Genomic DNA, 25,557 nt, shown 5'->3' on the forward strand with positions numbered 1-25,557 from the left:
CATGCGATGAGACGATGCTATGGTGCCGCGCATGCAATTGCTCCTCGTTGAAGACGACCCCACCATGCAGGCGACCCTGCACCGTGCACTGACCCGGCGCGGCATGGAGGTGACCGCGGTGGGCGACGGCAAATCCGCCCTGAGCCAGTGGGCGTCCCGCCAGCCCGACGCCGTCATCCTGGACCTTACCCTGCCCGGGCTCGACGGCCTGCAGGTGCTGCAGCAGGCGCGCGCGCGCGGCCTGCGAACGCCGGTGCTGATCCTCACCGCCCGAGGCACCGTGGGCGACCGGGTGATGGGGCTGAACGCAGGGGCGGACGACTACCTGCCCAAGCCCTTCGACCTGGACGAACTCGAGGCCCGGCTGCGTGCCCTGGTACGCCGCAGCGCGGACCCCCTACCCGGCACGCAGCTGGCTCCCAGCACCGTGCAGATCGGTGCCATCCGCTATGACAAGAACAGCGGCGCGCTGTATCTCCAGGGCGAGGTGATGGAGCTGACGCCGCGCGAGCTGGCGCTCATGCACGCCCTGCTCGCCCAACCAGGCCACGCCGTCACCAAGGAGCGGCTGTACGAGCTGGTGTTCCCCGGCCAGCTGGATGTGCAGTACGAGGCCATCGAGGTCGTGGTGTACCGCCTGCGCAAGAAACTGGCGGGCACCGGCCTGACCCTCATGACGCTGCGCGGGCTGGGCTACCTGCTGCGGACCGACGCATGACCGCAGCCCCCGCCGGCGGGCACCGCCACCCTTCGCTGCGCAGGCGCCTGCTGCTGGGCATCCTGCTGCCGGTGGCGCTGTTCATCGGCTTCAATACCTTCAGCCTGTACCAGCAGACGCTGGCATCGCTGCACACCGCCTACGACCGCACGCTGCTGGCGTCCGCCAAGACCATCAGCGAACAGCTCGACGTGAAAGGCTTTGACGACGCGGCCGAATTGCGCGCCACCGTGCCCTACTCGGCCCTGGAAGCCTTTGAGGCCGACAACCAGAGCCAGATGTTCTACCGCGTCTCCAACCTGCATGGCGAACTGGTCTCGGGGTTTGCCGAACTGCCTGTCTGGCGTGGAAAGATCCCGGACCGCCCGCCCTACGCCGCGCTGGTGGACTTCTACGACGACCGCTTTCGCGACCGCGACGTGCGCGTGGCCGTCCTGCTGCAGCCCGTGGCCAGCTCCGAAGGCCGGGCCATGGCCGTGATCCAGGTGGCAGAGACGCTCGAAGTGCGTGAAACGCTGGCCCTGCAGATCCTGCGCAACACGTTGCTGCGCCAGGCCCTGCTGATTGCCGTGATCGCCCTCACCGTGGTGCTGGTGGTGCAGCGGGCCATCCATCCCGTGCGGCAGCTGAGCCTGCAGCTGCAGGACCGCCGGGAGGGCGACCTGAGCCCCATCGCCGCCCCCTCCACGCCGCGCGAACTGCAGCCGCTGATCGACGCCACCAACGAAGTGATGCAGCGCCTGCGCCACCTGCTGCGCCACCAGAAGCGCTTCGTGCGCGATGCCTCCCACCAGCTGCGCACCCCCCTGGCCGTGCTGAAGACCCAGGTGCAATCGGCCCTGCGGGGCGACGTGGAGCCCCGGCAGGCCCTGCACGAGATCAGCGATACGGTGGACCGCGCCACCCAGCTGGCCAACCAGATGCTGGCGCTGGCGAAGGTGGAGCAACTGCGCCAGCAGAGCGCACCGCCCACCACGCGGCTGGACGATGTGCTGCGCACCGTGGCGCTGGAGATATCACCACTGATCGCGCAGCGCGACCTGGACTTCGGCATACAGACCGTGCCCGCGCGGGTCCAGGCCCACGAGTGGATGCTGCGCGAACTGAGCCGCAACCTGCTGCACAACGCCGTGCGCCATGCGCCGCAGGGCAGCGAGCTGACGGTGGACCTGCGCACCGACAGCCACCATGTGGCGCTGACCCTCAGCGACCAGGGCCCCGGCATCGACGGCGAGCTGGCGGCCCGCCTCTTCCAGCCGTTCTCGGCGGGCGATGTGCGCGCCGGCAGCGGCCTGGGCCTGGCGATCTGCCGCGAGATCGTGGAGGCCATCGGGGGCAGCATCTCGCTGACCAACCGCGTGGTGGGCCACCGGGTGGCGGGCCTGGATGCCGTTGTACGCCTGCCACTGGCCGCGCCATCGGCTGACAGTGCAAACCACGCACACGCGTCACAATCCTCCGCATGAACACCTCGGAGACAATGCGGCTGGACAAGTGGCTCTGGTGCGCCCGCTTCTACAAGACGCGCAGCCTGGCCACCGAAGAGATCGGCAAGGGCCGCGTGACGGTCAACGGCCAGCTGGCCAAGCCTGCACGCGACCTGCGCTGCGGCGATACCGTGGCCTTGCGCCAGGGCCCCCTCGCCCGCACGGTGCTGGTGCGGGGCCTGAGCGGCGCGCGCGGACCCGCCCCCATTGCGCAGCAGCTGTACGAGGAAACGGCGGACAGCATCACGGCGCGTGAACAGGCTGCCGAACAACGGCGGCTGGCCCCCGAGCCCGCCGCCACGCTGCAGGAGGGCCGACCCACCAAGCGCGACCGGCGCGATATCGAGCGCGTGGGCGCGCGCAGCTGGGGAGACCGCTGGAGCGCGTCGATCGACGAATAGTCCGTCCCCGAAACACCCGGCCAGGCTCCGTGTCGCCAGCCCTGGCTTGAAACACGCCAGGAACAGAAGGGTCCGCCCCCGGGGACTCAGCCCCTTTCGGCCCCGCGCGGACAGGATCGCCCCGTGCCTAGCTGGCAGGCAGCTCCAGGCCGATGGCCGTCACCCCGCCAGACGATGTGGCCACCGTCCGCCCGCCATGCATGCGGGCTATGGCGTCCGTGATGGCCAGGCCCAGGCCATGGTTCCTCTGGGCGTGGGCCCGCGAGGGATCCGCTCGGAAGAATCGGTCGAACAGCCGCGCCAGCACCTCGGGCGCCACGGTCTCCCCCTCGTTGACGACCATCACTCCGCCCCCGCCTCCCGGCAGGGGAGCGATGCGCACCTGCACCGCCGTACCCTGGCGGGCGTGGCGCACCGCATTGCCGATGAGATTGGACAGCGCTCGGTGCAGCAGCGGGACATCGAACTGCCCCGCCGCATCGCCCGAGATGTGCAATGCCAGCCCCGCGTCCGCCAAGGCGGCCTCGTGAAATTCCGCCACCTGCGCCACCACCCGGGCGAGGCTGGGGGTGGGCTCGCGGCGGGCGCCCGCGCCCCGGTCGGCCTGGGAAAGAAAAAGCATGTCGTTGACGATGCCCGTGAGGCGCTGCAATTCCTCCAGGTTGGAGGCCAGCACCTCGCCCAGCTCTCCCGCATTGCCCGCGCCGCCGCCAAGCAGCCCGCGCAACGCCAGCTCGTTGCTGGCCTGCAATGTCGCCAATGGCGTGCGCAGTTCATGGGCCACATCCGCGTTGAATCCCTCCACCTGGACGTAGGCCTTTTCCAGCCGGCCGAGCAGGCCGTTGAACTGCTCGACGAGCGGCTGCAACTCGGCGGGCTGCCCTTCCGTGCCGAGGCGCTGGTGCAGCGTGTCGGGCGAAAGCGCCCGCACCTGCGCCGAGAGGGCGCGCACGGGCGACAACCCCAGGTGGACCAGCGTGAAGCCGCCCAGCGACACCACCACCGCGCCCGCCAGCGCAGCGACCCACAGCGTGACGGCCATGCGGCGCAGCAACTGCTCATCGGCCTGGATGTCCAGCGCCAGCCATACCCGCAGCACGCGGCCGGGCGCCTCTGGGCGCTGGGACGCCACCTCGAAGCTGCGCTCGCGCCAGGCCAGCAGCGGCGGATCGCCCCGCGCAACACGGGGGTAGAGCACCTCCCCCTCCCCGGTCGATACCCGCAGCCGGAAGTTGTCGTGCCCGGCCAGGAAATCATCCAGCAGATGGACGTCGTTCCAGGGCTGCGGCATGGGGTGCATTCCCCCGCCCGACAAAAGATGCCGCACCACGGCTTCCTTCTGCTCCAGCTGGCTGTCCTGCCGTTCGCGAAATCCCGCCGCCGTGACCAGATACACCAGCAGGCACACGGCGCCCAGGCCCGCCAGGCTCTGCGCGGCAAGCCACCAGGACAGCCGCCGGCGCAGCGACCCGGGTGCACGCGTGCCCGTCATGCGCCGCGCGCTTCCATCACATACCCCATGCCACGGATGGTGTGCAGCAGGTGTTCGGGAAAGGGCACGTCCATCTTGCTGCGCAGCCGCCGGATGGCGACCTCGACCACATTGGTCTCGCTGTCGAAGTTCATGTCCCATACCTGGGCGGCGATCTCGGTGCGCGAGAGCACTTCCCCCTGGCGGCGCAGGAAGAGCGTGAGCAACAGAAACTCCTTGGCCGTCAGGTCCAGGCGCTGGCCCGCGCGCGTGGCCTTGCGCCGCAACAGATCCACTTCCAGGTTCGCCAGTTGCAGCACCGTGGCGCACGCCGATCCTGGTTGCGCCACCCGGCTGCGCCGCACGATGACCTCGATGCGCGCCATGAGTTCGGAGAAAGCAAACGGCTTGACCAGATAGTCATCCGCGCCCGACTGCAGGCCCAGCACGCGGTCCTCCACCTTGGTACGGGCCGTGAGCATGAGCACAGGGGTCTGGCGGGTCTTGCGCAGCGCGGCAAGCAGGCTCAATCCGTCGATGCCGGGCAGCATCACGTCAAGCACCAGCAGCGCGTAGTCGCCCTCCAGGGCCATGTGCAGGCCATCGACCCCGTTGTGCGCCACGTCCACCACATATCCGGCCTCCGTGAGCCCCTTGCGCAGGTAGTGCGCAAGCTTGACTTCGTCTTCGATGAGCAGAACTTTCATGCCCGGATTGTCAAAGAACATGGCGGGGGCCGCGATTACAAATTCGTCAGGCAGCGGTGGGCGCCCTGTCGGCATGGCGTTTTTACAGTATCCCCATGCACTGGCAAGCACCTGCGGCCAGGGCATGCAACCCCGGATCACTCCCCCTGAAAGGAAACACCCTCCATGTCCCGCAAAACCATCCTCAACGCACGCACCGCCTTGTTCGCGCCATTGGCAGCGCTCGCCATGGCGATGCCTGCCGTCGCCACCGCCTCATCCCTGTATCACCCGGCGGGCGGCGAGGTGGGCTACACCACGCACCCGGACCACCTGCAAGGGGGAAAGCAGCGCAGCGACGTCCTGCGGGACATCGAAGCCGCCCGCAAGGACGGCAGCCTCGCCCTGCTCGCGCGCGGCTATGCCCTGCCGCAAAGGAATACCGGCACGCCCAAGACACGCGAACAGGTGCAGCGGGAATTCCTGGAGACGCCCGCCGCGGAGAAGCAGCGCCTGCAGGAAATGCACGGGGGCTGATGCCCCCCACGGATGCAGCCCCGCCAGCAAGGGCCCGGGCCAGCACCCCACCCGCAGTCACCGGTCCCTCCGGTCTGTGAAAGCGCCGCCTCGACCCAGCCACCATTTCTGCAAGCGTGGATCGTGCGGGCCCGTCCGCATCAATCAGCCAGCACGGGTGGCGCGCAAGGCCCGGCGGCGCTCGATCCATTCGAAACCGGCCATGCCCACCAGCATGGCCCCCACAAACGCCATGGCCTTGGGCTCCCCGGCCCCGACCGACACGATGGCGGGCCCCGGACAGAACCCCGCCATCCCCCACCCCACGCCAAATAGCAGGCTGCCAGCCACCAGGCGCCTGTCGATGCCGCGCGATGCAGGCAAGTGCATGGCCCCGCCCAGGAAGGCCCTGGTGCGCCGGCGTGCCACGGCGAATGCGAGGGCACTCACCGCAACGGCCCCGCCCATCACAAAGGCCAGTGAGGGATCCCACAGTCCCGTCACATCCAGAAACCCCACGACCTTGCCCGGGTCGGTCATGCCCGAAACCACAAGGCCCAGGCCAAAGACCAGGCCGACGGCGAATTCAGCGATACGGTGGCGCATGGGCCGCTCCCAGAAAATTGAAAATGTTGACCCCAGCCATCCGCAACGCCGTCAGGACAGAACGTGCCGGATGACAAAAACACTGGCAAAACCCGTCCCCATGAAGGCCAGCGTGGCCACCAGTGATCTTGGCGACAGGCGCGCCAGGCCACACACGCCATGGCCGCTGGTGCAGCCCCCGCCGTAGCGGGTGCCAAGGCCCACCAGCAGGCCGGCCAGCACCACCATTGCCCAACTGGCATCGATCCGGGGGCCCTGGCTGGCACCCACCACACCGCGGTAGAGCGCGGGCGCGGCCAGCAGGCCCAGCACCAAGGCAATACGCCACGCAATATCTCCGCTGCGCGGCCGCAGCAGCCCTCCGACAATGCCGCTGATGCCCAAGACCCGACCATTGAGCAGCACGAAGCCCGCGGCCGCGAGCCCCAGAAGAATGCCCCCGGCCAAGGCAGACCAGGGGGTGAAATGGTTCCAGTCGATCTGCATGCGCGGTACTCCTTGGGCGTAAAGGGAATCGGGTGGATTGTAAAACAATATATTTTTATACAAACTATAATTTTCTTTATTGATTTCGACGGGTACCCCCATGCAACCACAGGTCCACGCGTTCTTCGACCCCTCCACCCACACCGTGACCTATGTGGTGTTCGATCATCCCGGAGGCCACTGCGCCATCCTTGATTCCGTCCTTGACTATGACCCCAAATCGGGCCGCACCAGCACCGCGGCGGCGAGCGAGGTGATGGCCTTCGTGACGGCGCAGCAACTCACGGTCCAGTGGATTCTGGAAACCCATGCCCATGCAGACCACCTGTCGGCCGCGCACCACCTGCGGGAAGCGCTGGGCGGCAAGATCGCCATCGGCGCCGCCATCACCAAGGTGCAAAACACCTTCAAAGGCATCTTCAACCTGGAGCCCGGTTTCCGGGCCGATGGCAGCCAATTCGATCATCTGTTCGCCGACGGGGAGGCATTCGCCATTGGCACCCTGCAGGCCCGGGCCCTGTCGGTACCGGGCCACACACCCGCCTGCATGGCCTTCCAGGTAGGCAACGCGGTATTCGTCGGCGACACCTTGTTCATGCCCGACGTGGGCACGGCACGGTGCGACTTCCCGGGCGGCGACGCACACATGCTGTACCAGTCGGTGCGCAAGCTGCTCGGCCTGCCGCCCGAAACCCGGCTGTTCATGTGCCACGACTACCCGCCCGCAGGCCGCGAGCCCGCGTGGGAAACCACCGTCGCCGAACAGCGGGAGCGAAACATCCACGTCCACGACGGCATCACCGAGGCTGGCTTCGTGGCCATGCGCACCCGCCGCGACGCGACACTGGACGTGCCCGTGCTGATCCTGCCGGCAGTACAGATCAACATCCGCGCGGGGGAGCCTCCGCCAGCGGAAAGCAACGGGATCTCCTACCTCAAGATTCCGCTCAATGCGCTGTGACGCCACGCCCAACTGACGCGGCTTTGTCCGACACCGCGGGAATGGCGTTCGTTTTACGATGCCCTCGTCGCTATCCTCTGGCGACACCCTCCCCTCTTGCCTTGAGCAAGTTCAAGCCCGCTTCGTGCGGGCTTTTTTTCGAACGCCCTTGCGCCCAGGCTCCCGGCGCGCGCCCGCTGATAGATCAAGCGGCGCTGGTCCTACAGGCGAAGGGATGGCGTCCGGAGCACCATGAAGCTGCCGGTGTGTCAGGCATCGGTAGATGAAGCGTTTGGGCCCGCCTCGTGCGGGCCCCTTTTTAAGCCAGCCACTTCCTCGCCGTGCCACCCGGGGCGGCCCCTGGAAACAGCCCATTTCCCCATACAGACTCCGCACCTTCTTTCGAGCCCAATACGGGTAACTTATCGAGAGGAAGATGGAGGGGTTGCGCCGTCCTGCCGGTACTCGACCCGGTGTTTCATGAACCGGTGGTAGGACATGCGCAGATGCAGCTGCATGACCTGCCGGGCCAGCTCACCATCCCTGGCGCGCACGGCAATCGCCAGATCGCGGTGATGGTGGAGGCTTTGCACCAGTTCTTCGGGCGTGTAGATGTAGAACGAGCGCTTGATGATCGGCATGTCGATCATGGTCGCCAGCATGGTCTTGAGGCGCGGCGAGCCCGACGCCTCGATCAGCGCGTGGTGGAAATCCCGGTTGGCGGACTGCACCTCGGCGATGCCATCGTGGCCAGCGGCAATGCCGGCCTCCATGCGCTGGTTGCTGGCCTCCAGCTCATCGGCCAACCCCTCGCCGCCGCGCGTGGCCGCGAGGAACGAGGCATACGGCTCCAGCAGCATGCGCAACTGGAAGGTCTCCTCCACATCCCAGTCGCTCCACTCCGACACCCGGATGCCCTGGCCCGCGCCATCGGTCGCCAGGCCGTCTTCCACCAGGCGGTGCAGCGCATTGCGCACCGGTGTGCGGCTCAGCCCCAGGTCGCGGGCGATGGGCTCTTCCTTGAGCTGCTCACCCGGGCGGTAGTGCCCGCCGATGAGCCGCTGCCGCAGAACCTCGTACGCCTTGTCTTTCACGTTTTGCACTGTTTTTGCACCAGGGGGATGGGATGGAGTGCGCTCATTCTAGGTGAGCCGTGCAGTCAATGCCGCCTCTGGAGGCGACTTCAGAAAAATACAAAATAAGTGCAAGTTCACCTTGATCCACGGGAAACCCCTATGAGACCACTCCCGTCACGCTCAATAAGATGGCATAAATGTTTTAAATTTGTACTTTCATGAAAATCGCAATCATGGGTGGTGGAATGGTCGGCGCCTGCTACATGCAGGCCTTCCTGGAGCAGGGGCACAGCCTGGCGGGCCTGTGCGACCTGCAGCCAGGCGCAGCGGTGGCTGCCGCCGTGCAGGCCGCCGGTGCGCAGGTGCATACCGCGCCCGGGGCCTGGCTGGCCGGGGCCGACGTGGTGGTGAGCGCCGTGTTCGGCACCATGGCGCGCAGCCTGTTCGAGGCCTGCCTGCCCCATCTGCAGGATGGGGCGCTGTATGTGGACATGACCACGGCCGACCCCGGCGAGATGCGCGAATGCGGCGAGCTGGCCCAACGCGGCGCACACGGCACGGCGGTCCACTTCGTGGACGTGGCCATCACAGGGGCCGTCAACCTGGGCGGCAAGAAGACGCCGCTGCTCGTGGCCGGCGGCAAGGCCGGTTTTGTACAGGAATTGTTCTCGCCCTTCGGCGGATCGGTCCGCGTGGTGGGCGATCAGCCGGGCGATGCCGCCTCGCTCAAGCTCTTGCGCAGCATCTACACCAAGGGAGTCGAGGCGCTCGCGGTGGAATGCCTGGTCACGGCCCAGCAGATGGGCCTGCGCGAGCAGTTGTATGCCGTGCTGCAGGATATCGACGAGACACCGCTGCGCACGCTGATGGAATCCATGGTGCGCACGCACATCCCGCACTCGGCGCGCCGCCGCAACGAGGTGGCCGAGGCGCAGCAGCAGATGGCCCGCCACGGCCTGGCGCCGGTCGTCTCGCCCGCCGTCGAATCGTTGTTTGCCGCCACCGCACAGGCCCATGCGGCACAGCCTTTCACCGGCACCTCCACCGACGAAGCCATCGCCTGGCTGGGCCGCCACGTGCTCGCCAGCCACCCTTGATCAGCGCGCACCCCGCGCCCACCGACCGACATCACTACAGGAGACATTCGCAATGACCTTGACTCGACGCACACTGGCCCTCGGCGGCCTGCTGGCCATGGCGGCCGCCACGGCAACCATCGCCCCGGCCCATGCCCAGGGCAACTACCCGCAACGGCCCATCAAGTTCATCGTGCCCTTCCCGGCGGGCGGCGGCACCGACACCCTGACCCGGCTGGTCGGCACCAAGCTGACCGATGCCTACGGCTGGGCCATCGTGGTGGAGAACAAGCCCGGCGCCGGCGGCAACCTGGCGCTGGACCAGACGGCCAAGGCCCCCGCCGACGGGCTGACCCTGGTGATGGCGCAGACCGACAACGTGGTGCTCAACCCGCTGCTGTACACCAAGCTCACCTACAACCCCGACAAGGACCTGCGCGCCGTGGCCCTGGTGGCCGCCGGCCCGGCCGTGCTGGTGGTGAACGCCGACTCGCCCTACAAGACCCTGGACGACATCATCCAGGCCGCGAAGAAGGACCCCGGGCGCCTGAGCTTTGCCACGCCGGGCACCGGCACCATTTCGCACATCATCAGCGAGGCCTGGCAGAAAAGCTCCAACGTGAAGTTCACGCACGTGCCGTTTCGCGGCATGGCCCAGGCCATGCCCGACCTGCTGGGCGGGCGCATCGACATGTACATGGGCTCCATCCCCACGCTGCTCTCGCACATCCAGTCGGGCAAGGTACGCGCCATCGGCGTGACCACCGCGCGCCGCTCCAAGCTGCTGCCCGACGTGCCCACCTACACCGAGTCCGGCATCAAGGGCGTGGAACTGGCCAGCGTGTGGGGCGTGATGGCCCCGGCCGGCACGCCGGACGCCATCGTCAGGCAGCTCAACGAGGCCATCAACAAGGTGGTGAACGCACCCGATACCGCCAAGAAGATCGCGGACTCCGGCGCCGAGCTCATCACCGGCACGCCCGACGACATGGCCAGGCTCTATGCCAGCGACCGCGCGCGCCTGGCGCCCATCGTCAAGAGCTCGGGCACCACGCTCGACTGATCACTCCACCCATCACTTTTCCACCATCCCAGTGAGAACCACACCATGATCGGCTGCCAAATCTTGAAGCGCCAACGCGCCGTGAGCCTGGAACTGGCCCGGCAATTCCTCGACGTGCCCGTGGCCAACGTCAGCGACTGCATGTCGCGCATGACGGCCGGCGGACCACGCCTGCGCCCCATGCACGACGGTACCGCCATGGCCGGCCCGGCCCTCACCATCAAGACCCGCCCTGGCGACAACCTGCTGATCCACAAGGCCTTGAAAATCGCGCAACCCGGCGACGTGATCGTGGTGGACGCGGGCGGCGACCTCACCAACGCACTCATCGGCGAGATCATGGTGGGCGAAGCCAAGCTCAAGGGCTTTGCGGGCATCGTCATCAACGGAGCCATCCGCGACAGCGCCGTGCTGCGAAAGGACAGCTTCCCCGTGTTCGCCGCCGGCGTCACGCACCGCGGCCCCTACAAGGATGGCCCCGGCGAGATCAACGTGCCCATCGCCATCGACGGCATGGTCATCGAACCCGGCGACCTGGTCATCGGCGACGACGACGGTCTGCTCTGCGTGCCCTACGGCCAGGCCGAGCAGTTGCTGGCCGCTGCGCACAAGAAGCAGGAGATCGAGGCCGTGATGGTGGCGGAGATCGCGGACGGCTCCCAGGACAACGCCTGGATAGATGCTGCGCTCAAGCGGGCCAATTGCGCGACGGAGGAATAGGTCGGGCGTATTTGCCCCATCCATGGCTCAGCAGCGCCCGGCAGACGGATTGCGCGCTGAGCATACCCAGGATGCCACCGCGCATTCCTTCCGGTTGCATGGCCGGGGCAGTCCACCGGTCAATCCTGGCGGGATTGAATTCGATGCCGGAGCATTCACCAGCGCGAGGGGCTGGCCGGGTGGGGCTCCGCATCGTGCGATGCAACGGCGTCGCGCATTTCCTTCAGACCACGTTCCGCGCATGACCGCAGCTCCTGCAGCGGGATGGCAAAGGAGTGTTCGCCTGCAGCTTCCAGCGAGGCCAACGAATGCAGCGTCTGAGCCAGTTCACCAAGTCGATTGAGGCCAAAGCTCCCTGCCGTGCCCGCAAGATCGTGCGCTTCCTTGCGCAACCGAGCCCGGTCGTTGTCCGTGGCGGCCTGCTCCAGGCGCCGCAGACGCTGGGTGCAGTCCTGTTCGAATTTCGCCGTCAAGGCGCTGAGCTCTGCGGGGGACAAGCCTGCGCGCATTTCCTCCAACGCGGCGGGATCAAAGTCCACGCCATATCTTTCCCTGGCCTGCAATGCAATCGTGGCAGGAACATGGCGCGCCCTGGCTTGCATGTCGCCCGGCAGAATCCAGCGGTGGAGCGTGTCCCAGAGATTGCTCTCCAGGACTGGCTTGATGAGATGGTCGTTCATGCCCGCCTGGCGGGACCGCTCGATGTCCCGCGCCGTGGCGTTGGCCGTCATGGCCACGATGGGCAGCGCAGCGAATCTCGGCTGTGCGCGCAGCTCGCGCGTGGCCGTAAGCCCGTCCATGATGGGCATCTGCATATCCATCAGCACGGCGGCGTAGGTGCCATCGGGGGCGGACTGCAGTTTGTCCAGTGCGGCCGCCCCGTCCTCGGCCAGGTCAACACGCATGCCCCCGGCTTCCAGCAGGCCGCGCGCCACGAGACGATTGAGTTCGTTGTCGTCCACGACCAGCACGCGCAGGCCGCTCAGTCCTGCGATATCGGGCACTGCCTGAGGGAGGTGCGCGGTGTGTTCCCTGGAGGCCGGCGTGGTCCTCTGAACCAGCGCGGTAAACCAGAAGGTGCTGCCGACTCCCGGCGTGCTCGCCACCCCCACGGCGCCGCCCATCAAGTCGGCCAGGCGGCGGGAGATCGCCAGCCCCAAGCCCGTGCCGCCGAAGCGGCGGGTGATGGAGGCATCGGCCTGGTGAAACGCCTGGAACAGCCCGGCCTCCTGGTCAGGCGAGAGGCCGATCCCCGTGTCCCGCACGGCGCAGCGCAGCAACAGGCCTTGGCTGTGTTCGTTCGCCAGCTGCAGGTGGATGGAGACCGTGCCCCGTTCCGTAAACTTGATGGCATTGTTGACATAGTTGATGAGGATCTGCCCCATCCGGTGCGAATCGCCAAACACTGCCGTGGGCACGTCGCTGTCCACGTCAATCTGCAGCTCGAGCCCCTTTCCATCGGCCTTGTCGATGAACATGCCAGCGACATCACCAACCATCTGGCGCGGCTGAAAAAGCGCATGCTCCAGAACCATGTGGCCACCGTCGATCTTCGAGAAATCAAGAATGTCGTCGACGATGCCCAGCAGATGCCGGCCAGCCCGCTGCATCTTCTCGACCCGCTCGCGCTGCGGGCTGTCCAGCCGGTCTTTGAGCGCAAGCTGGGTCAATCCCAGGATGGCGTTCAGTGGCGTGCGGATCTCGTGGCTCATCATCGCCAGGAACTCGGCCCTTTCTTCCGCCGTGCGTTCGGCCTCCTCCTTGGCTTTCGATAGCGCATGGGCCTGCAACTGGGCCTGCGTCACATCCAGCCATACACCGTTGAACAAGGCGCCTCCGTCGGGGGTTCGCCGCGCTGTCGCCAGCGTCTCGAGCCAGACGGTCTGGCCACCCCGCTCCATTTGCACCGCGAAGTGAACCGGCTCCAATGTGCCCAGGCTTTTCATGAACCGGTCGCGCGCCGTATCGCCCGCGTTTCCGTACTCAACGCCGATCCGGCCCTCGTCCCCCAGCAGTTCCCTTGCGGTGCGGCTGTGCAGATCCTCCGCCTTGTCGCTCACATACAGATAGCGGCGGGTGCCATCCGGCTGCACATGGAGCTGAAACACCGCGCCGGGAATCGCGCTGGTCAGGTCTACGAGTTGCTCCGACAGGCGCCTCGCCTCGGCGCTGGCGGCGACTTCGATGGCCAGGCGGTCTGCGCGTTGCATGCTGTCCTTGAAAACCTGCATCGCCTTCGCCATGGTGCCGACCTCGTCCCGGCGGTCGGTGCCCAGCACCGGGGTGTCGTATTGGCGCAAGGTGAGCTGATGCATGCCTTGCGTCAGACGCGCGATGGGTCTTGATATCTGATGAACCCCCACCCACCCGGAAAGCGCCATCACGGACAGCAGGCCCAGGCCCACGCCGAGCAACGTAGTCGCCACCGTGGTGCGCGTCGCTTCGCCCAGTTGCTGGCTCGCTTGCTGGAAGCCCGCGACAGATCTGCTGCGCAGCTGCGCCATGTCCCGCTGCAGGGACCGCAGCACCGGCTCGAACTCATCGTGGATGATCTGCAAAGCGCGGTCGCCGCGCCAGCGGGCGGCGGATTCAACGATGCGGTTGGCCTGTGCAAAGGACACGTCGGCCTGCTGGCCGATGGCCTGCAGGGCAGTTGCTTCATCCGGCATCAACGACAGCACCGAAGCAACCTTGGCGTTGAACCCCCCATGCAACCGCTTGAGCGATTCGAGCTCCGCCCGCATCGTTGCTTCCTCCTGCGCGGTCAGGACGGCATACACGATGCGGTTGGATTCCGACAGCAATAGCGCAGCATCGCTCAGCTCCAGGGCACCTTGTGCCTCCTTTGCGATGAGGTGCGTGTATCGCTGGTCGATGCTGCGCATCTGGGTGGTGGCGTAGACCGTGATCGCCACGGAAATCAGGCCCATCAAGGCGACCAGGAAAACGATCTTTGCCGCCAGGCGCCAATGTGAAATGTGTCTTGCGAGGAACATGGTCAGAGGGACGGTGGATGGGCGACGGCTTATCGGCTGGCCTGTGCGATGGCGCCGCGAAGGGCTTTGACCGCGTCGGGCGTGTTCAACTCCCCCTTGAAGTGCCGGGACACGACCTCGTAGATGGCGGTCTTGACCGCCGGAGGGTTGGCGTTGCCCATTGCGATGGAGCCCATCATCGCCCGGCGCATGTTGGCGTTGCGCATGTCGGTGATGTTGCGGCGCCCGCAGCTGTTGAAGCGCTGGTTGGACACATCCACCCGCGCCGGCGCGGCACCAGTTCGCAGGTTCACGTCTTCCTGGAGCGCCGGGCCCATGACGACCGTGGCGAACGCGGCCTGGGCGGGTTGCCGGCCTTGAGGCTGGCGCAGAAAGACGAACTGATCGCTATTGAACAGGTAGACCCCCTGGGTATCGGGAAACCTCCAGCAGACGTACTCCCGCCCGGGCGCCAGGCCCATTGCCGTGAATTCGCCGTCCACCCAGGAGCCCTGCACCTGCAAGAGGGCTTCCCCCCGACTGACCAATGTCGTTGCCTCGTCCCAGCGCCGTGTCGGAAAACGGGGCCCCAGGTAGCCCGCCAGCTGTTTCATGCGGTCAAAAATCAGCGTCAGCCGGGCCTCATCGAGCACGCCGGGGTCCAGGTCGATGAATGCCTTGCGGTAGAACTGCGCGCCCCCGACCCCCACGGCCACGGACTCGAACAGCAACGTGTGCTCCCACGCTTCGTGGCCAATGGCCAGCGGCAACACGCCGCTGGCCTTGGCCTTGTCCAGCAGGGCAATGAGATCCGCCCAACCGTCTGGCGCCTGCGCTGCCCCAAGCTGCTGTGCCAGTGCCTTGTTGACCCACAGCCAGTTGGTGGAATGGGCGTTGAAAGGGGTCGCCACCCATGAACCGTTCCATTTGGACAAGCGTTGAATGTCCATGGGAACGACCTCGTCCCATTCTTCGCGCATTGCAATGTCGTCCAGGTTCTCCAGCAAGCCCTTGCGGGCCCAGGCATGGATTTCAAATCCGATCATCTGCGCGACCGTGGGAGCTTCGGGGCCCAGCCGGCGCCTGGCGAGCGCTTCGGTATAGCGGGCCGTCCCACTGCCGGCAGACGAGTGCTCGGCCCATCCCACGCCATTCAGCAGGGCATGGTCACGAACCGCATTCATGCTGGCACGCTCTCCGCCCGCGACCCACCAGTGCATGACCTTGACACCCCCCTGCGGTGCCTTCGGCGTTGCGCCCCATCCGGGCAGGGCGATGGCCGCGAGCCACAAGGCAAGGCAATGAAGCGGAAAGCGATGGGACATGGTCAGAGGGGAAGAAAAACGAGAGACCGCGGGAGGATGGGAGACCGTGGACATGCCGCCTATGGCGCAGGCAGGTGCAACCGGAAGACCAAGGCTGCGCCGGCGAATATACGGACCTGCAAGGCTGCAGCCACCCCAGCCCATCATCACCCGGATTGGTGAATCTTGTCGAGCCGGTAGCCGATCCCGTAGACGGCGGAAAGTGCATAGCCGCTGTCCGGGGTCAGGAGCAATTGGGTCCGAAGCCGTGAGGCGTGTGTGTCAAGCGTGCGGGTGTGGACATCCCTGGCGTCTGCCCATACCTTCTCGCGCAGATGGTCCCGCGACATCAAGCGCCCGAGGTTCTGAAAGAGGCACAACGCGAGTTCGTATTCCTTGTTCTTCAGCTCGATGCTTTTGCCGTCGAGCACGACCGTCCGCGTGCTGGGTTCAAACCGGTACCGACCGAAGTCCAGCACATCCGCCATGACGGTCGGGTGCGCCCTGCGTAGCAACGCTTGAATACGCGCCAGCAACTCACCCATGCGGACGGGCTTGGTCATGAAGTCATCGCCGCCAGAGGTCAGCCCCTCGATGACATCCTGCTCGCCGTTGCGCCGGGTGAGGAACAGGATCGGCATAGCATCGGGCCTGACCTTGCGGACGGCCTGGGCAACCTCCGGCCCGTCCATATCCGGCAGGTGCCAGTCCAGTATCAAGAGGTCAAACGTCTGATGGCGCAAATCCTTGAGGAGGGATTCGCTTGTCATGTAAGCATGGCACACGTGCCCCGCACCTTGGGTCGCGGCGCGAAGGACATCTTGCAGAAGGGCATCGTCTTCTAGAACGGCGATACGCATGGCACCTGGAGCATTGAAACAATGGCCCAAGCTTACTGTGTTTGCCCTGACGGGGCTTTGCCTCCCGAACCAAGGACTCCTGAGGTAGCCTCAGGGGCAGAGTCCACCGAATTCGACAAAGGGCCACATGGCGAAAGTAAATATCCTGCATCTCCAGACGCTGTGCCAGATTGCACAGCTAGGCAGTTTCCAGGCCACTGCGGACCACATGTACACCACCCAGCCCACGGTTTCCGCGCGCATGCGGGAGCTGGAGGGAAGGCTGGGCTTTCCGGTGTTTCACAAGCGTGGCCGCAGGATGGACCTGACGACGCAAGGGCGGGAGCTGGTTCAGCAGATCAAGCCCCTCCTGGCAGCCATCGATGATGTCATTCACACGCTCGACGATGCCTCCCATGCCTCGGGGCTCATACGCCTGGGCATTGCCGGCCTGATCGGCCAGACCTGGTTTTCGCAGTTCATTACCGCTGCGCGGGCGGCCATGCCGCAACTGAATTTTGAGGTGGAGGTCGGGCAGACCTCGCTGAGCGTCAACAAGCTGGAGACGGGCCACCTGGACCTGGTGTTCATGGCCACGCCTTCCCTGACCTCCGACCGCTTTCATGTGGAGCCCATAGGCTCCGTCGACGTGATGCTGGTGGGCTCGCCGGCCCTTGTGGGGCGCGAGGGTGACCAATCCGCGACCCACTGGCTGGAACTGATGCGCTCGCAGCCGGTGTGGTCGCTGTCCAAAGAATCGCCCATGCATCCGATCCTGGCGAAACTCGTCAAGGAGAACAGCCTCCGCATCAAGATCGATATCTGCGGCGATGTATTGACACTGAAGGAGCTGCTCCGCTGCGGCACGGGCATCGGCTTGATGACCTATCCCCTGATTGAATCGGAATTGAAAAGCGGCGAACTCATTGCGCTGAAAGGCGCACCGGCTTTTCCCCGCATTTCCTTCAATGCCGCGTGGGGCATGGACCAGAGCCAGACCGTCATCCGCAAGCTGGTGGCCTTGGCCAGGACCATCTCCACGTTCCAATGAGACTGGGAGGCCGGGAGAGCCTTTGCCTCTACTCCGGTTTCACGCCCGCTTCGCTCAAGAGCTTTTGCCAGCGCGCCACTTCCTCGGCCAGCAGCTTCTCGGCGCCTTCCGTGCTGCGCTGCGCGGCGCTGGGGACCGCCAGGCCCATTTGCCTGTAACGCTCCAGCAGGTCCGCTTGGGCCAGCGTCTTGTTGATGGCCTCGTTGAGCGCATTGACCGTCGCCATGGGAACGCCCTTCTTGACCAGCAGCATGTTCCAGATGGTGTAGTTCAAATTCTTGTAGGAGGTCTCGCTGGCCGAGGGAACGTTCGGCAGCACGCCCACGCGCTGCGCGCTCAGCACCACCAGCCCCTTGATCTTGCCCGATGCAATCGAGCCGACCGCCGTGCTGCTGCTTTCCACGGTGTAGTCGATCTGCCCGGCCATCACATCGGACGTCGCCTGGGCCGCGCCACGATAGTGAACGGGCGGCACGTTGATGCCCAGGCCTGCGTTGAGCAGCACGCCCCCCAGGAAGGCACCCGAGCCGACGCCCGCATCGCCGAAGTTCATTTTTGCGCCATGGGTCTTGGCATAGGCGGCGAACTCATCCAGGTTCGACGCCGGGAAATCGGCGCGCACCGAAAGCACCTGCGGAGCATCACCCACGGAGGCGAGCGGGGTGAAGTCCTTGAGAACGTCGTAAGGCAGATTTTTGTAGACCGAGGCATTCGCAGCCAGCGTTCCGACATTGCCCAGAAGGAGGGTGTAGCCATCGGCCGCGGCCCTGGCCACACGCGACTGGCCTATCGATCCCCCGGCACCGGGAACGTTCTCCACGACGATCGGCTGTTTCAGTTCCTGAGACAGGCCTTTGGCCAGCATTCTGGCCAAGACGTCTGTCGCCCCCCCTGCGGTATATGGAACGATCAAGCTGATGGGCCGCTCTGGATAAGGCCCGGCCTGCGCCCCCAGGCTCAACGCCAGCCCCAGGGGGCCCAGCACGACACGCACGATCTTCGAGATGCTGAAAGTCTTCTTCGTATTCATGGTTTGTCTCCAAAAAAATCAAGCAACGGTCGGTTTCATCTTTTGCCGCCAGGCCGCCCCACGACAAAAGGCGGCCTCCTCGGGAGGCGGTGGCCACACGCGGTGGGCCAGCGTGACGGCCACTCGTCGAACGGCAAGCAAAGGCCATTGCGCTCAGCAAGGGCGCATGCAGGCTGGTGAAATTCGCGGCGTCCGCTGCGGGGCGCCGAGCCATCTCAGGCCGGGGTGCTCAGCGAAAACGTCACGACCTTTTCGTCGGTCATGTCGCGGATCGCATACTTCGGACCTTCGAAGCCGTAGCCGCTGTCCTTGACGCCGCCATAAGGCATGCCGTCATTGCGCGAGCTGGAGGTTTCGTTCACATGCAAGCCGCCCACGCGCAGATGGCGGGCCATGTAGAAAGCGGTGTTCACGTCATTGGTGAAGACACCGGCGGCCAGGCCGTAGGGCGTGGCATTGATGCTGTCGATGACCTCGGACACCGTCTGGAACGGCATCAGGGTGACGACCGGCGCGAAGATTTCCTGGTCCACCACCTTCATCCCGGGTCGCACGTCGGCCAGGATCGTCGGCTCCAGCACGGACCCTTCTCGCTGGCCGCCCGTGACCAGCCGTGCGCCCTGGGCCACCGCCTCGAGCACCCAGGCCTGCGCGCGCATGGCCTCTTTCTCGGCAATCATCGGCCCCACATCGGTCCCGGCCTGCCGCGGATCGCCGCTCTTGAGCGCGCGCGTGGCCTGTTCCAGCCGGGCCGCGACTTCCTCGACCCGGGATTGCGCCACATACAGGCGCTGGATCGACGTGCACACCTGGCCCGCCTTGCGGAACGTGGCACGCAGAATGCGCGGCAAGGCCATGTCGAGATCGGCGTCTTCACAGATCACCGTGCAGGCGATGCTGCCCAGTTCGAGCTGCGTGCGCCGGCTGCCCGCCTTTTGCTGGATGATGCGGCCGACCCGCGTGCTGCCGGTGAAGGTGTAGAAGTCGATGCCCTGCTCGTCCAGCAGCCATTCCCCCGCCTCCGCGCCTTCTCCATGGACCAGGGAAATGAGTTCGGCGGGCCAGCCGGCCTCCAGCAGAACGTCGCAGATCAGGCTGGCAGTCAACGGGGTGTAGCCAGAAGGTTTCAGGATGACCGCATTGCCCGCGGCAATGGCCGGAGCGATTTTGTGCAGCAAGGCGTTGAACGGCGCATTGAAAGGCGTGATGGCGCACACGACGCCCACCGGCGTGCGCAGGGTAAAGGCAATGCGATCTTTCTGGCCGGGGTTGCCATCCATGGGGATCATCTCGCCGCAGATGCGCTTGGCCTCCTCGGCCGAGATTTCCAGCGTATCCAGGCCGCGGTCGATTTCACCGGACGATTCTGCCGCGGTGAACCCCGCCTCCAGCACCATGATGTCGATGAAGCGCTGTCTGCGGGCCTGGATGATCTCCGCCGCCTTGCGCAGGATGCGTGAACGCTTGTAGCCGTCCGGCGCCTGCTTCACATGGCGGCGCGCCACGGCCACGGCCTGCCGGATGTGCTCCCGGGAGGTCTGGTCCACCTGGGCGATCGTCTCGCCCGAGTAGCGGTCGCGCACGGCGAAGCTGGCGCCGCTGCCCACGCGTTGCCCCGCGATCAGGCTCAGCGTCGAAACGGATTCGAGAACTTGAGGGAGGGATGCTGACATTGCGTTGTCTCCAGTCATAGATGCTTTACTTCGCCAAAATCATGTCGGCCGCCTTTTCGCCAACCATCAGGCTGGCGGCCAGGGTGTTGGCGGACGGAACCTGGGGCATGACGGACGCATCCGCGACGCGCAGGTTTTCGCAGCCATGAACCCGCAGCGCGGCATCGACCACGGCCATGCGGTCCTCGCGCGGACCCATCTTGCAGGTGCCCACCATGTGATAGCCGGTGGTGCCCTTCTGCCGGGCATAGTCCAGCCACTCGTCGTCGGTGGCGATGTCCTTGCCAGGCTGCAGCTCCTTCACCAGGTAGGGCGCCATCGCCGAGGAGGCCATCAGTTGCCGGGCGAGCTTCAGCGCTTCGACCAGCGTGCGCTGGTCCAGCTCATGGCTGAGAAAGTTCGGCTGGAGCAGCGGCGCCTGCAGCGGGTCCCTGGACTGGATGTGCACATAGCCGCTGCTTTCAGGCCGCTGCTGCCTGGCGCCCGTGCTCATGCCCGGCATGTCGTCGAGCACGTAGTTGCTGCCCTCCTTGTAGCTGGCCGGCGTGAACAGGATCTGGATGTCGCCGCGCGCGGGGCTGAGTGGGGTTCGCCAGAAGACATGCACGAGCGAAGGGCTCAGCGCCAGGATGCTCGGCTTGCCCGCGAACCACCTGAGCACCTCCTTGCCCAGGCGCCATCCCCGGGACAACTCGTTGAGCGTCGTGGCGCCTTGCGCCCGCGCAATGCTGCGCACCGTATAGTGATCGCGAAAATTCGCGCCCACACCAGGCAGATGCTGCTTGACGGCGACGCCATGCGGGCGCAGCAGCTCGGAGTCTCCAAGGCCTGACAGTTGCAGGATCTTGGGCGAGTTCACGGCCCCCGCGCTGAGGATCACCTCCTTGTTGGCGTAGACCGTGTGCGACGCGCCATGCCGGATGTACTTCACGCCAACGGCGCGATGGCCCTGGAACAGGACTTCCGACACCACGGCGTTTGTCTTCAGTTGCACCCGACCGGTCTGCATTGCCGGCCGCAGGAAAGCATCGGAACAATTGACGCGCCGGTTCCTGTGGATGTAGCGCTGGAAATACCCCGCGCCCAGCTGCTCCCTGCCGTTGTAGTCGGGGTTGCAGGGAATACCGAATTCCTCGCATCCCTTGATGAAGGCATCGCACAGCGGCGAAGCCCAGTCGGGATTCGTGATGGGCAGTTCCCCGGCCGTGCCGCGAAACTCCGGATCGCAAGGCCCCAGCCGGCGCTCCGAACGCTTGAAGTAGGGCAGGACGTCGGCATAGCCCCAGCCGGCATTTCCCATTTTTTCCCAGTCATCGAAGTCCTCGCGCTGACCGCGCGAATACACCAGGCCATTGACCGAGCTGGAGCCCCCCACCACCCGCCCCTGCGGCATGGCAATTTTTCTGTTGTGCGTCGCGGCGGCAGGTTCGGTCTGGTAGTTCCAGGTGATCTTCCCGCCATACAGGGTTTTGACGAAACCGACAGGAACGCGAATGAAGAAATCCTTGTCCTCGGAACCCGCCTCGATGACGCAAATGCTGTGATGGGTCCGCTCGCTCAGCCTTCTGGCGATGACGGAACCCGCCGGCCCTGAGCCGACGATGATGTAGTCCACGTACTCGTGCATTGTTGTTTCTCCGCCGTGCTTGCGGCGCGTTTGATCTAACTTGCACGTAGACTAAGCCCGCAGAAACATTCAAACAATCAATCTTTTTTTATATAAAAACATAGGCATTTTTTATATTTTTAATGGGCAGCCACTTCGACGACTGGAAAATCAAGAAGTAGCCTGTCGATATCCACACAAAGCTGAACGTGCCCGCACAGAGCCGAGCGCATCGGCCGCACGCCCGGCATCGGCCCGAATCCTGTGGACGGAACCAAGAGCCTGCGCGTACCGGCGGGAGACACGGCCCCCCTGATTCACGCTGCAGGAGGTCGAACCAGCGCTGGCAGACCTGTGCAAGTGCTGCAGCCCGGAGGGGGCGACGCTTTTTGAGTTCGCGACCTTTGCGGGGCTGCGCGTCAGTGAGCCGACCGGGCGGCAGCCGTGATCGGGCGATCAGCGGGGCGGCCGCAAGCAGTTGGGAGAGTCATCGGTGGTGTTCGCGCCCTGATGCCTGGCACTCATCGCGGGAGCTGGCTCGTAGCCTTCAGGTGGTGGCGCGGGACTGCGCCAGGCGACTCCCCAACGCGGACCGCGAACGCAACCCGGCTGTCCGTCAATGCGGCGCGAGGCCCCTCAGGACGAAGCACGGGCAACCGGGTGAAATGCCCGTTGCGGTGCCAGTTCCTTGGGCACAAAAGAGAAAAGCCCCAAGTGAATCAATCACTCAGGGCTTTTGCGTCTGGCGGAAACGGAGGGATTCGAACCCTCGATGAGGCTCTACACCCCATACTCCCTTAGCAGGGGAGCACCTTCGGCCACTCGGTCACGTTTCCAATCCCGCTATTATGCCCCATTTCCGGGGCGCTTCTGGCGGGTGAGGCGGCTTGCTGGTCCAGCTCGAACGCCTTGTGCAGGCTGCGCACGGCCAGTTCGACGTACTCCTCGTCGATCACGACGGAGGTCTTGATTTCGGAGGTAGAGATCATCTGGATGTTGATGCCCTCCTCGCGCAGCGTGCGGAACATCTTGCTCGCCACGCCCACGTGGCTGCGCATGCCGCTGCCGACGATGCTCACCTTGCAGCAGCTGGTGTCGCCCACGACCTCCTGCGCGCCCAGCACGGGCACCACTTTCTCCTTGAGCAGCTCGACGGTGCGCGCGCAATCGTTGCGGTGCACGGTGAAGCTGAAGGTGGTCTTGCCGTCCTTGCCCACGTTCTGGATGATCACGTCGACCTCGATGTTGGCATCGGCCACGGCGCCCAGGATCTGGTGGGCGATGCCCGGCTTGTCGGGCACGCCCAGCACGGAGATCTTGGCTTCGTCGCGGTTGAATGTGATGCCGGATACGACGGCTTGTTCCATTTTTTGTCTTTTTCAAAAGTGATCCGCGTGCGGACCTGGCTTCTTCGTTGACGTCGATGCACCAGGGCATGAAGCTGGACAGCCCGCGCATGGACATCACTTTTGTTGTATTTGCCCGCGAGCTCCACCGAGCGGATCTTCGGCAACTTGCTGCCCAGGCTGGCCATCTCGCGCTTTTCCTTGAAGCTCACCGCCGCAGACTTCGGATTTCGGGCCTCAGACACCACGCTGAAGGACACTGCCTCGGCGCGCCGCCGTGGTTCGTGCGATCAGGGGGCCAACACCTCTGGACTGTACCAATCGAGTTCCGGCCCGGACCGGACGGCAAAACCGTGCCCGACCTTGATGTGGATGCGGTGGCCCCCTGTGGTGCACGACTGCACCTGGTCGAGCAGTTCATTCAATTGCGCCGCGGCCGCCGTGGTGTGGTGCTCGACGCGCAGCCAGTGGCGCAGCACATTGGCCTGCCGCGCGCGGCTCAGGCCCTGCAAGGCCCGGATGCGCGGCGGTGCGCCCACGATGGCCAGGTCCTGCAGTGCAAGTTCTTCCAGCAGTTCGTCCGCCTGCGCCGCATGCAGGGCGGACCGCGCAAAGGTGTCGCGAAACGCAGGGAATGCGGCCTCCAGCACGGGCAAGATCCTCGCGCGGATGCGGTTGCGCGTGAAGCGCTCATCGGCATTGGTCGGGTCTTCCACCCACCCCTGCCCCTGTGCCCGCAGCCACTGGCGCACGTCAGCCCCGGCCACCCGCAGCAGGGGGCGGTGCCAGTCAATGCCCGCGCGGCGCCATCGGGCGGGCATCGCCGCCAGCCCGGCCACACCGGCCCCGCGCGACAGGGCCAGCACGAGCGTTTCGACCTGGTCATCCGCGTGCTGCGCGATTGCTATTGATTTAATAGCATTATGCGCTTGACTGGCAAGCGCTACCGCCTCAAATGCCTTGTACCTTGCCTGCCGTGCAGCGTCTTCCGGGCTTTGCCCCGGCGCGTGGCGGGCGTCCGGGCGCTGCACCGCCAGCGGCACATCCAGGGCTTGGCACAGGTCTTCGCAGTGCCGCGCAAAACCGTCAGCCGCTGGCTGCAAGCCATGGTGCACGTGGATCGCCCGCACCTGGCCAGGCCAGCGCCGGGCGCATGCCAGCAGCAGCGCCGTGGAATCCGCACCGCCGCTGAATCCGACCGCCAGGGGCAGCGCGGGCTCGAAAGCCTGCATGGCCGCGTCGAAGGACAAGGTCATGTCCATGCCTCCCCGTGGCGCCAGGGCAAGGGCCAGGAACCTGTGGCGGCGTCAACAACAACAAGGGCAACAAGGGGGCGGCGGCACATGGCGGCCGATTATCGGCGCCTCCCGGCCACGGCAACGGCGGAGAACCCTGTCCAGAAGCACCAACGGCCCCGCAGGGCCGTTGGTGTTGGGCAGGAAAGCGTCCCCGGAACCGTCAGCGGCTCTCCGCCTTGGTGTCGCTGAACCGGCCGTAGCTTTGCAGGCGGTCATAGCGGCGGTCCAGCAGGTCCTTCGTCTTCAGGTCCGCCACCTGGCGGAACGCATCGCCCAGCGCGCGCTTGAGGAAGGCCGCCATCTGCTTGTGGTCGCGGTGGGCGCCGCCCACGGGCTCGCTGACGATCTTGTCCACCAGGCCCAGCGCTTTCAGGCGGTGGGCGGTGATGCCCAGGGCATCGGCGGCTTCCTGCGCTTTTTCGCTGGTTTTCCAGAGGATGGAGGCGCAGCCTTCGGGGCTGATCACGGAGTAGATGGCGTACTGCAGCATCACCACCTGGTCAGCCACGCTGATCGCCAGCGCGCCGCCGGAGCCGCCCTCGCCGATGATGGTGGTGATGATGGGCACTTCGAGTTGCGCCATCTCGAAGATGTTGCGGCCGATGGCCTCGGACTGGCCGCGTTCCTCGGCATCGATGCCAGGGTAGGCGCCGGGCGTGTCCACGAAGGTGAACACGGGCAGCTTGAATTTCTCGGCCGTCTTCATGAGGCGCAGGGCCTTGCGGTAGCCCTCGGGCTTGCTCATGCCGAAGTTGCGCATCGCGCGCTCCTTGGTGTCGCGCCCCTTCTGGTGGCCCAGCACCATGCAGGCATGGCCGTTGAAGCGTGCCAGCCCCCCCACGATGGACAGGTCGTCCGCGTAGTGGCGGTCGCCGTGCAGCTCCACGAAGTCGGTGAAGATGTCGCGCACGTAGTCGAGCGTGTAGGGGCGCTCGGGGTGGCGGGCGATCTTGGTGATCTGCCAGGGCGACAGCTCGCTGTAGATGTCCTTGGTGAGCTGCTGGCTTTTCTTGCTCAGCTGGTCGATCTCTTCCGAGATATCGACGGCACTCTCGGTCTGCACGTAGCGCAGTTCTTCGATTTTGGATTCGAGTTCGGCAATCGGCTGCTCGAAATCCAGAAAGGTCTTTTTCGCCAACGTTGTTCTCCTTGGGGCGCGCCGGGGTGCGGGCGCCACGAATGGCACGCA

Annotated in this window: 22 protein-coding genes, 1 tRNA gene and 1 pseudogene; 9 read left to right on the forward strand and 15 right to left on the reverse strand. The window is 65.6% G+C overall.

Annotated elements, in window-relative coordinates; translation table 11 throughout:
- The first annotated feature begins 31 nt into the window (after positions 1-31).
- The 3 genes from AC07PV_RS06435 to AC07PV_RS06445 are packed head-to-tail and all read left to right on the forward strand — an operon-like array spanning position 32 to position 2,606.
- Positions 32-718, forward strand: coding sequence for a response regulator transcription factor (locus tag AC07PV_RS06435; RefSeq protein WP_255591356.1), 687 nt, complete (start codon positions 32-34; stop codon positions 716-718).
- Positions 715-2,184, forward strand: a complete 1,470-nt coding sequence (locus tag AC07PV_RS06440) for a sensor histidine kinase (protein WP_218294047.1) — start codon at positions 715-717, stop codon at positions 2,182-2,184. The genes AC07PV_RS06435 and AC07PV_RS06440 overlap by 4 nt, the downstream gene beginning before the upstream one ends.
- Positions 2,181-2,606 (forward strand): RNA-binding S4 domain-containing protein, encoded by a 426-nt coding sequence (locus AC07PV_RS06445; RefSeq protein ID WP_218294046.1) that lies wholly within the window; start codon positions 2,181-2,183, stop codon positions 2,604-2,606. Before AC07PV_RS06440 ends, AC07PV_RS06445 begins: the two co-directional genes overlap by 4 nt.
- Before the next feature lie 127 nt (positions 2,607-2,733).
- Here the strand turns inward: AC07PV_RS06445 and AC07PV_RS06450 are convergent, their stop codons facing one another.
- Both AC07PV_RS06450 and AC07PV_RS06455 read right to left on the reverse strand, forming a co-directional pair.
- Positions 2,734-4,098: a heavy metal sensor histidine kinase gene (locus AC07PV_RS06450; protein ID WP_494629756.1), complete on the reverse strand. Its 1,365-nt coding sequence runs from the start codon at positions 4,096-4,098 to the stop codon at positions 2,734-2,736.
- Positions 4,095-4,784: a heavy metal response regulator transcription factor gene (locus tag AC07PV_RS06455; RefSeq protein WP_494629758.1), complete on the reverse strand. Its 690-nt coding sequence runs from the start codon at positions 4,782-4,784 to the stop codon at positions 4,095-4,097. The genes AC07PV_RS06450 and AC07PV_RS06455 overlap by 4 nt, the downstream gene beginning before the upstream one ends.
- A gap of 165 nt (positions 4,785-4,949) precedes the next feature.
- Here AC07PV_RS06455 and AC07PV_RS06460 point away from each other — a divergent pair, with 165 nt between their 5' ends.
- Entirely contained in the window at positions 4,950-5,300 is a 351-nt protein-coding gene (locus tag AC07PV_RS06460) for a DUF4148 domain-containing protein (RefSeq protein WP_218294043.1), read from the forward strand.
- 144 nt (positions 5,301-5,444) lie between these two features.
- On the opposite strand, the gene AC07PV_RS06465 is transcribed toward AC07PV_RS06460, so the two are convergent.
- Positions 5,445-5,885, reverse strand: a complete 441-nt coding sequence (locus tag AC07PV_RS06465) for a DUF6691 family protein (RefSeq protein ID WP_218294042.1) — start codon at positions 5,883-5,885, stop codon at positions 5,445-5,447.
- A 51-nt stretch (positions 5,886-5,936) separates the two neighbouring features.
- Positions 5,937-6,371 (reverse strand): YeeE/YedE family protein, encoded by a 435-nt coding sequence (locus AC07PV_RS06470; protein WP_218294041.1) that lies wholly within the window; start codon positions 6,369-6,371, stop codon positions 5,937-5,939.
- 100 nt (positions 6,372-6,471) lie between these two features.
- On the opposite strand from AC07PV_RS06470, the gene AC07PV_RS06475 reads away from it, so the two are divergent.
- Positions 6,472-7,332 (forward strand): MBL fold metallo-hydrolase, encoded by an 861-nt coding sequence (locus tag AC07PV_RS06475; RefSeq protein WP_492246083.1) that lies wholly within the window; start codon positions 6,472-6,474, stop codon positions 7,330-7,332.
- Positions 7,333-7,733: 401 nt separating this feature from the next.
- On the opposite strand, the gene AC07PV_RS06480 is transcribed toward AC07PV_RS06475, so the two are convergent.
- Positions 7,734-8,414 (reverse strand): GntR family transcriptional regulator, encoded by a 681-nt coding sequence (locus AC07PV_RS06480; protein WP_218294039.1) that lies wholly within the window; start codon positions 8,412-8,414, stop codon positions 7,734-7,736.
- Between the two features lie 191 nt (positions 8,415-8,605).
- Here AC07PV_RS06480 and AC07PV_RS06485 point away from each other — a divergent pair, with 191 nt between their 5' ends.
- The 3 genes from AC07PV_RS06485 to AC07PV_RS06495 are packed head-to-tail and all read left to right on the forward strand — an operon-like array spanning position 8,606 to position 11,246.
- On the forward strand, positions 8,606-9,484 hold the full coding sequence (locus AC07PV_RS06485; RefSeq protein ID WP_494629759.1) for an NAD(P)-dependent oxidoreductase: 879 nt from the start codon (positions 8,606-8,608) through the stop codon (positions 9,482-9,484).
- Positions 9,485-9,536: 52 nt separating this feature from the next.
- Entirely contained in the window at positions 9,537-10,526 is a 990-nt protein-coding gene (locus AC07PV_RS06490; RefSeq protein WP_492246086.1) for a Bug family tripartite tricarboxylate transporter substrate binding protein, read from the forward strand.
- Between the two features lie 45 nt (positions 10,527-10,571).
- Positions 10,572-11,246 carry an RraA family protein gene (locus tag AC07PV_RS06495; RefSeq protein ID WP_218294036.1) on the forward strand — a complete coding sequence of 225 codons (675 nt, stop codon included), beginning with the start codon at positions 10,572-10,574 and terminating at the stop codon, positions 11,244-11,246.
- A gap of 155 nt (positions 11,247-11,401) precedes the next feature.
- On the opposite strand, the gene AC07PV_RS06500 is transcribed toward AC07PV_RS06495, so the two are convergent.
- The 3 genes from AC07PV_RS06500 to AC07PV_RS06510 form a co-directional block, all read right to left on the reverse strand.
- On the reverse strand, positions 11,402-14,242 hold the full coding sequence (locus AC07PV_RS06500) for an ATP-binding protein (RefSeq protein ID WP_218340746.1): 2,841 nt from the start codon (positions 14,240-14,242) through the stop codon (positions 11,402-11,404).
- Between the two features lie 29 nt (positions 14,243-14,271).
- A complete protein-coding gene (locus tag AC07PV_RS06505) occupies positions 14,272-15,600 on the reverse strand; it encodes an ABC transporter substrate-binding protein (protein WP_218340938.1) in 1,329 nt (442 codons plus the stop codon).
- 92 nt (positions 15,601-15,692) lie between these two features.
- Positions 15,693-16,385: a response regulator transcription factor gene (locus AC07PV_RS06510; protein WP_218340745.1), complete on the reverse strand. Its 693-nt coding sequence runs from the start codon at positions 16,383-16,385 to the stop codon at positions 15,693-15,695.
- Positions 16,386-16,512: 127 nt separating this feature from the next.
- Here AC07PV_RS06510 and AC07PV_RS06515 point away from each other — a divergent pair, with 127 nt between their 5' ends.
- Positions 16,513-17,415 (forward strand): LysR family transcriptional regulator, encoded by a 903-nt coding sequence (locus tag AC07PV_RS06515; RefSeq protein ID WP_218294032.1) that lies wholly within the window; start codon positions 16,513-16,515, stop codon positions 17,413-17,415.
- A gap of 28 nt (positions 17,416-17,443) precedes the next feature.
- Here AC07PV_RS06515 and AC07PV_RS06520 read toward each other — a convergent pair whose 3' ends face one another.
- The 7 genes and pseudogenes from AC07PV_RS06520 to AC07PV_RS06550 all read right to left on the reverse strand — a co-directional run bounded on the left by AC07PV_RS06520 (position 17,444) and on the right by AC07PV_RS06550 (position 25,506).
- Positions 17,444-18,445, reverse strand: coding sequence for a Bug family tripartite tricarboxylate transporter substrate binding protein (locus tag AC07PV_RS06520; protein ID WP_494629760.1), 1,002 nt, complete (start codon positions 18,443-18,445; stop codon positions 17,444-17,446).
- Positions 18,446-18,660: 215 nt separating this feature from the next.
- The gene (locus AC07PV_RS06525; protein WP_218294030.1) at positions 18,661-20,118 is read right to left on the reverse strand and encodes an aldehyde dehydrogenase family protein; all 1,458 of its coding nucleotides are present in this window, start codon (positions 20,116-20,118) and stop codon (positions 18,661-18,663) included.
- Between the two features lie 25 nt (positions 20,119-20,143).
- Entirely contained in the window at positions 20,144-21,745 is a 1,602-nt protein-coding gene (locus AC07PV_RS06530; RefSeq protein ID WP_218294029.1) for a GMC family oxidoreductase, read from the reverse strand.
- Between the two features lie 722 nt (positions 21,746-22,467).
- Positions 22,468-22,560 (reverse strand) — tRNA-Ser (locus AC07PV_RS06535).
- A gap of 45 nt (positions 22,561-22,605) precedes the next feature.
- Positions 22,606-23,318 (reverse strand): annotated as a pseudogene (locus AC07PV_RS06540) (ACT domain-containing protein); the annotation flags it as partial.
- 42 nt (positions 23,319-23,360) lie between these two features.
- Positions 23,361-24,326, reverse strand: coding sequence for a tRNA lysidine(34) synthetase TilS (tilS, locus tag AC07PV_RS06545; protein WP_494629762.1), 966 nt, complete (start codon positions 24,324-24,326; stop codon positions 23,361-23,363).
- Between the two features lie 202 nt (positions 24,327-24,528).
- Positions 24,529-25,506 (reverse strand): acetyl-CoA carboxylase carboxyltransferase subunit alpha, encoded by a 978-nt coding sequence (locus tag AC07PV_RS06550; protein WP_218294027.1) that lies wholly within the window; start codon positions 25,504-25,506, stop codon positions 24,529-24,531.
- Positions 25,507-25,557: the final 51 nt, after the last annotated feature.

The organism is Acidovorax sp. GW821-FHT09A11, assembly GCF_059418365.1.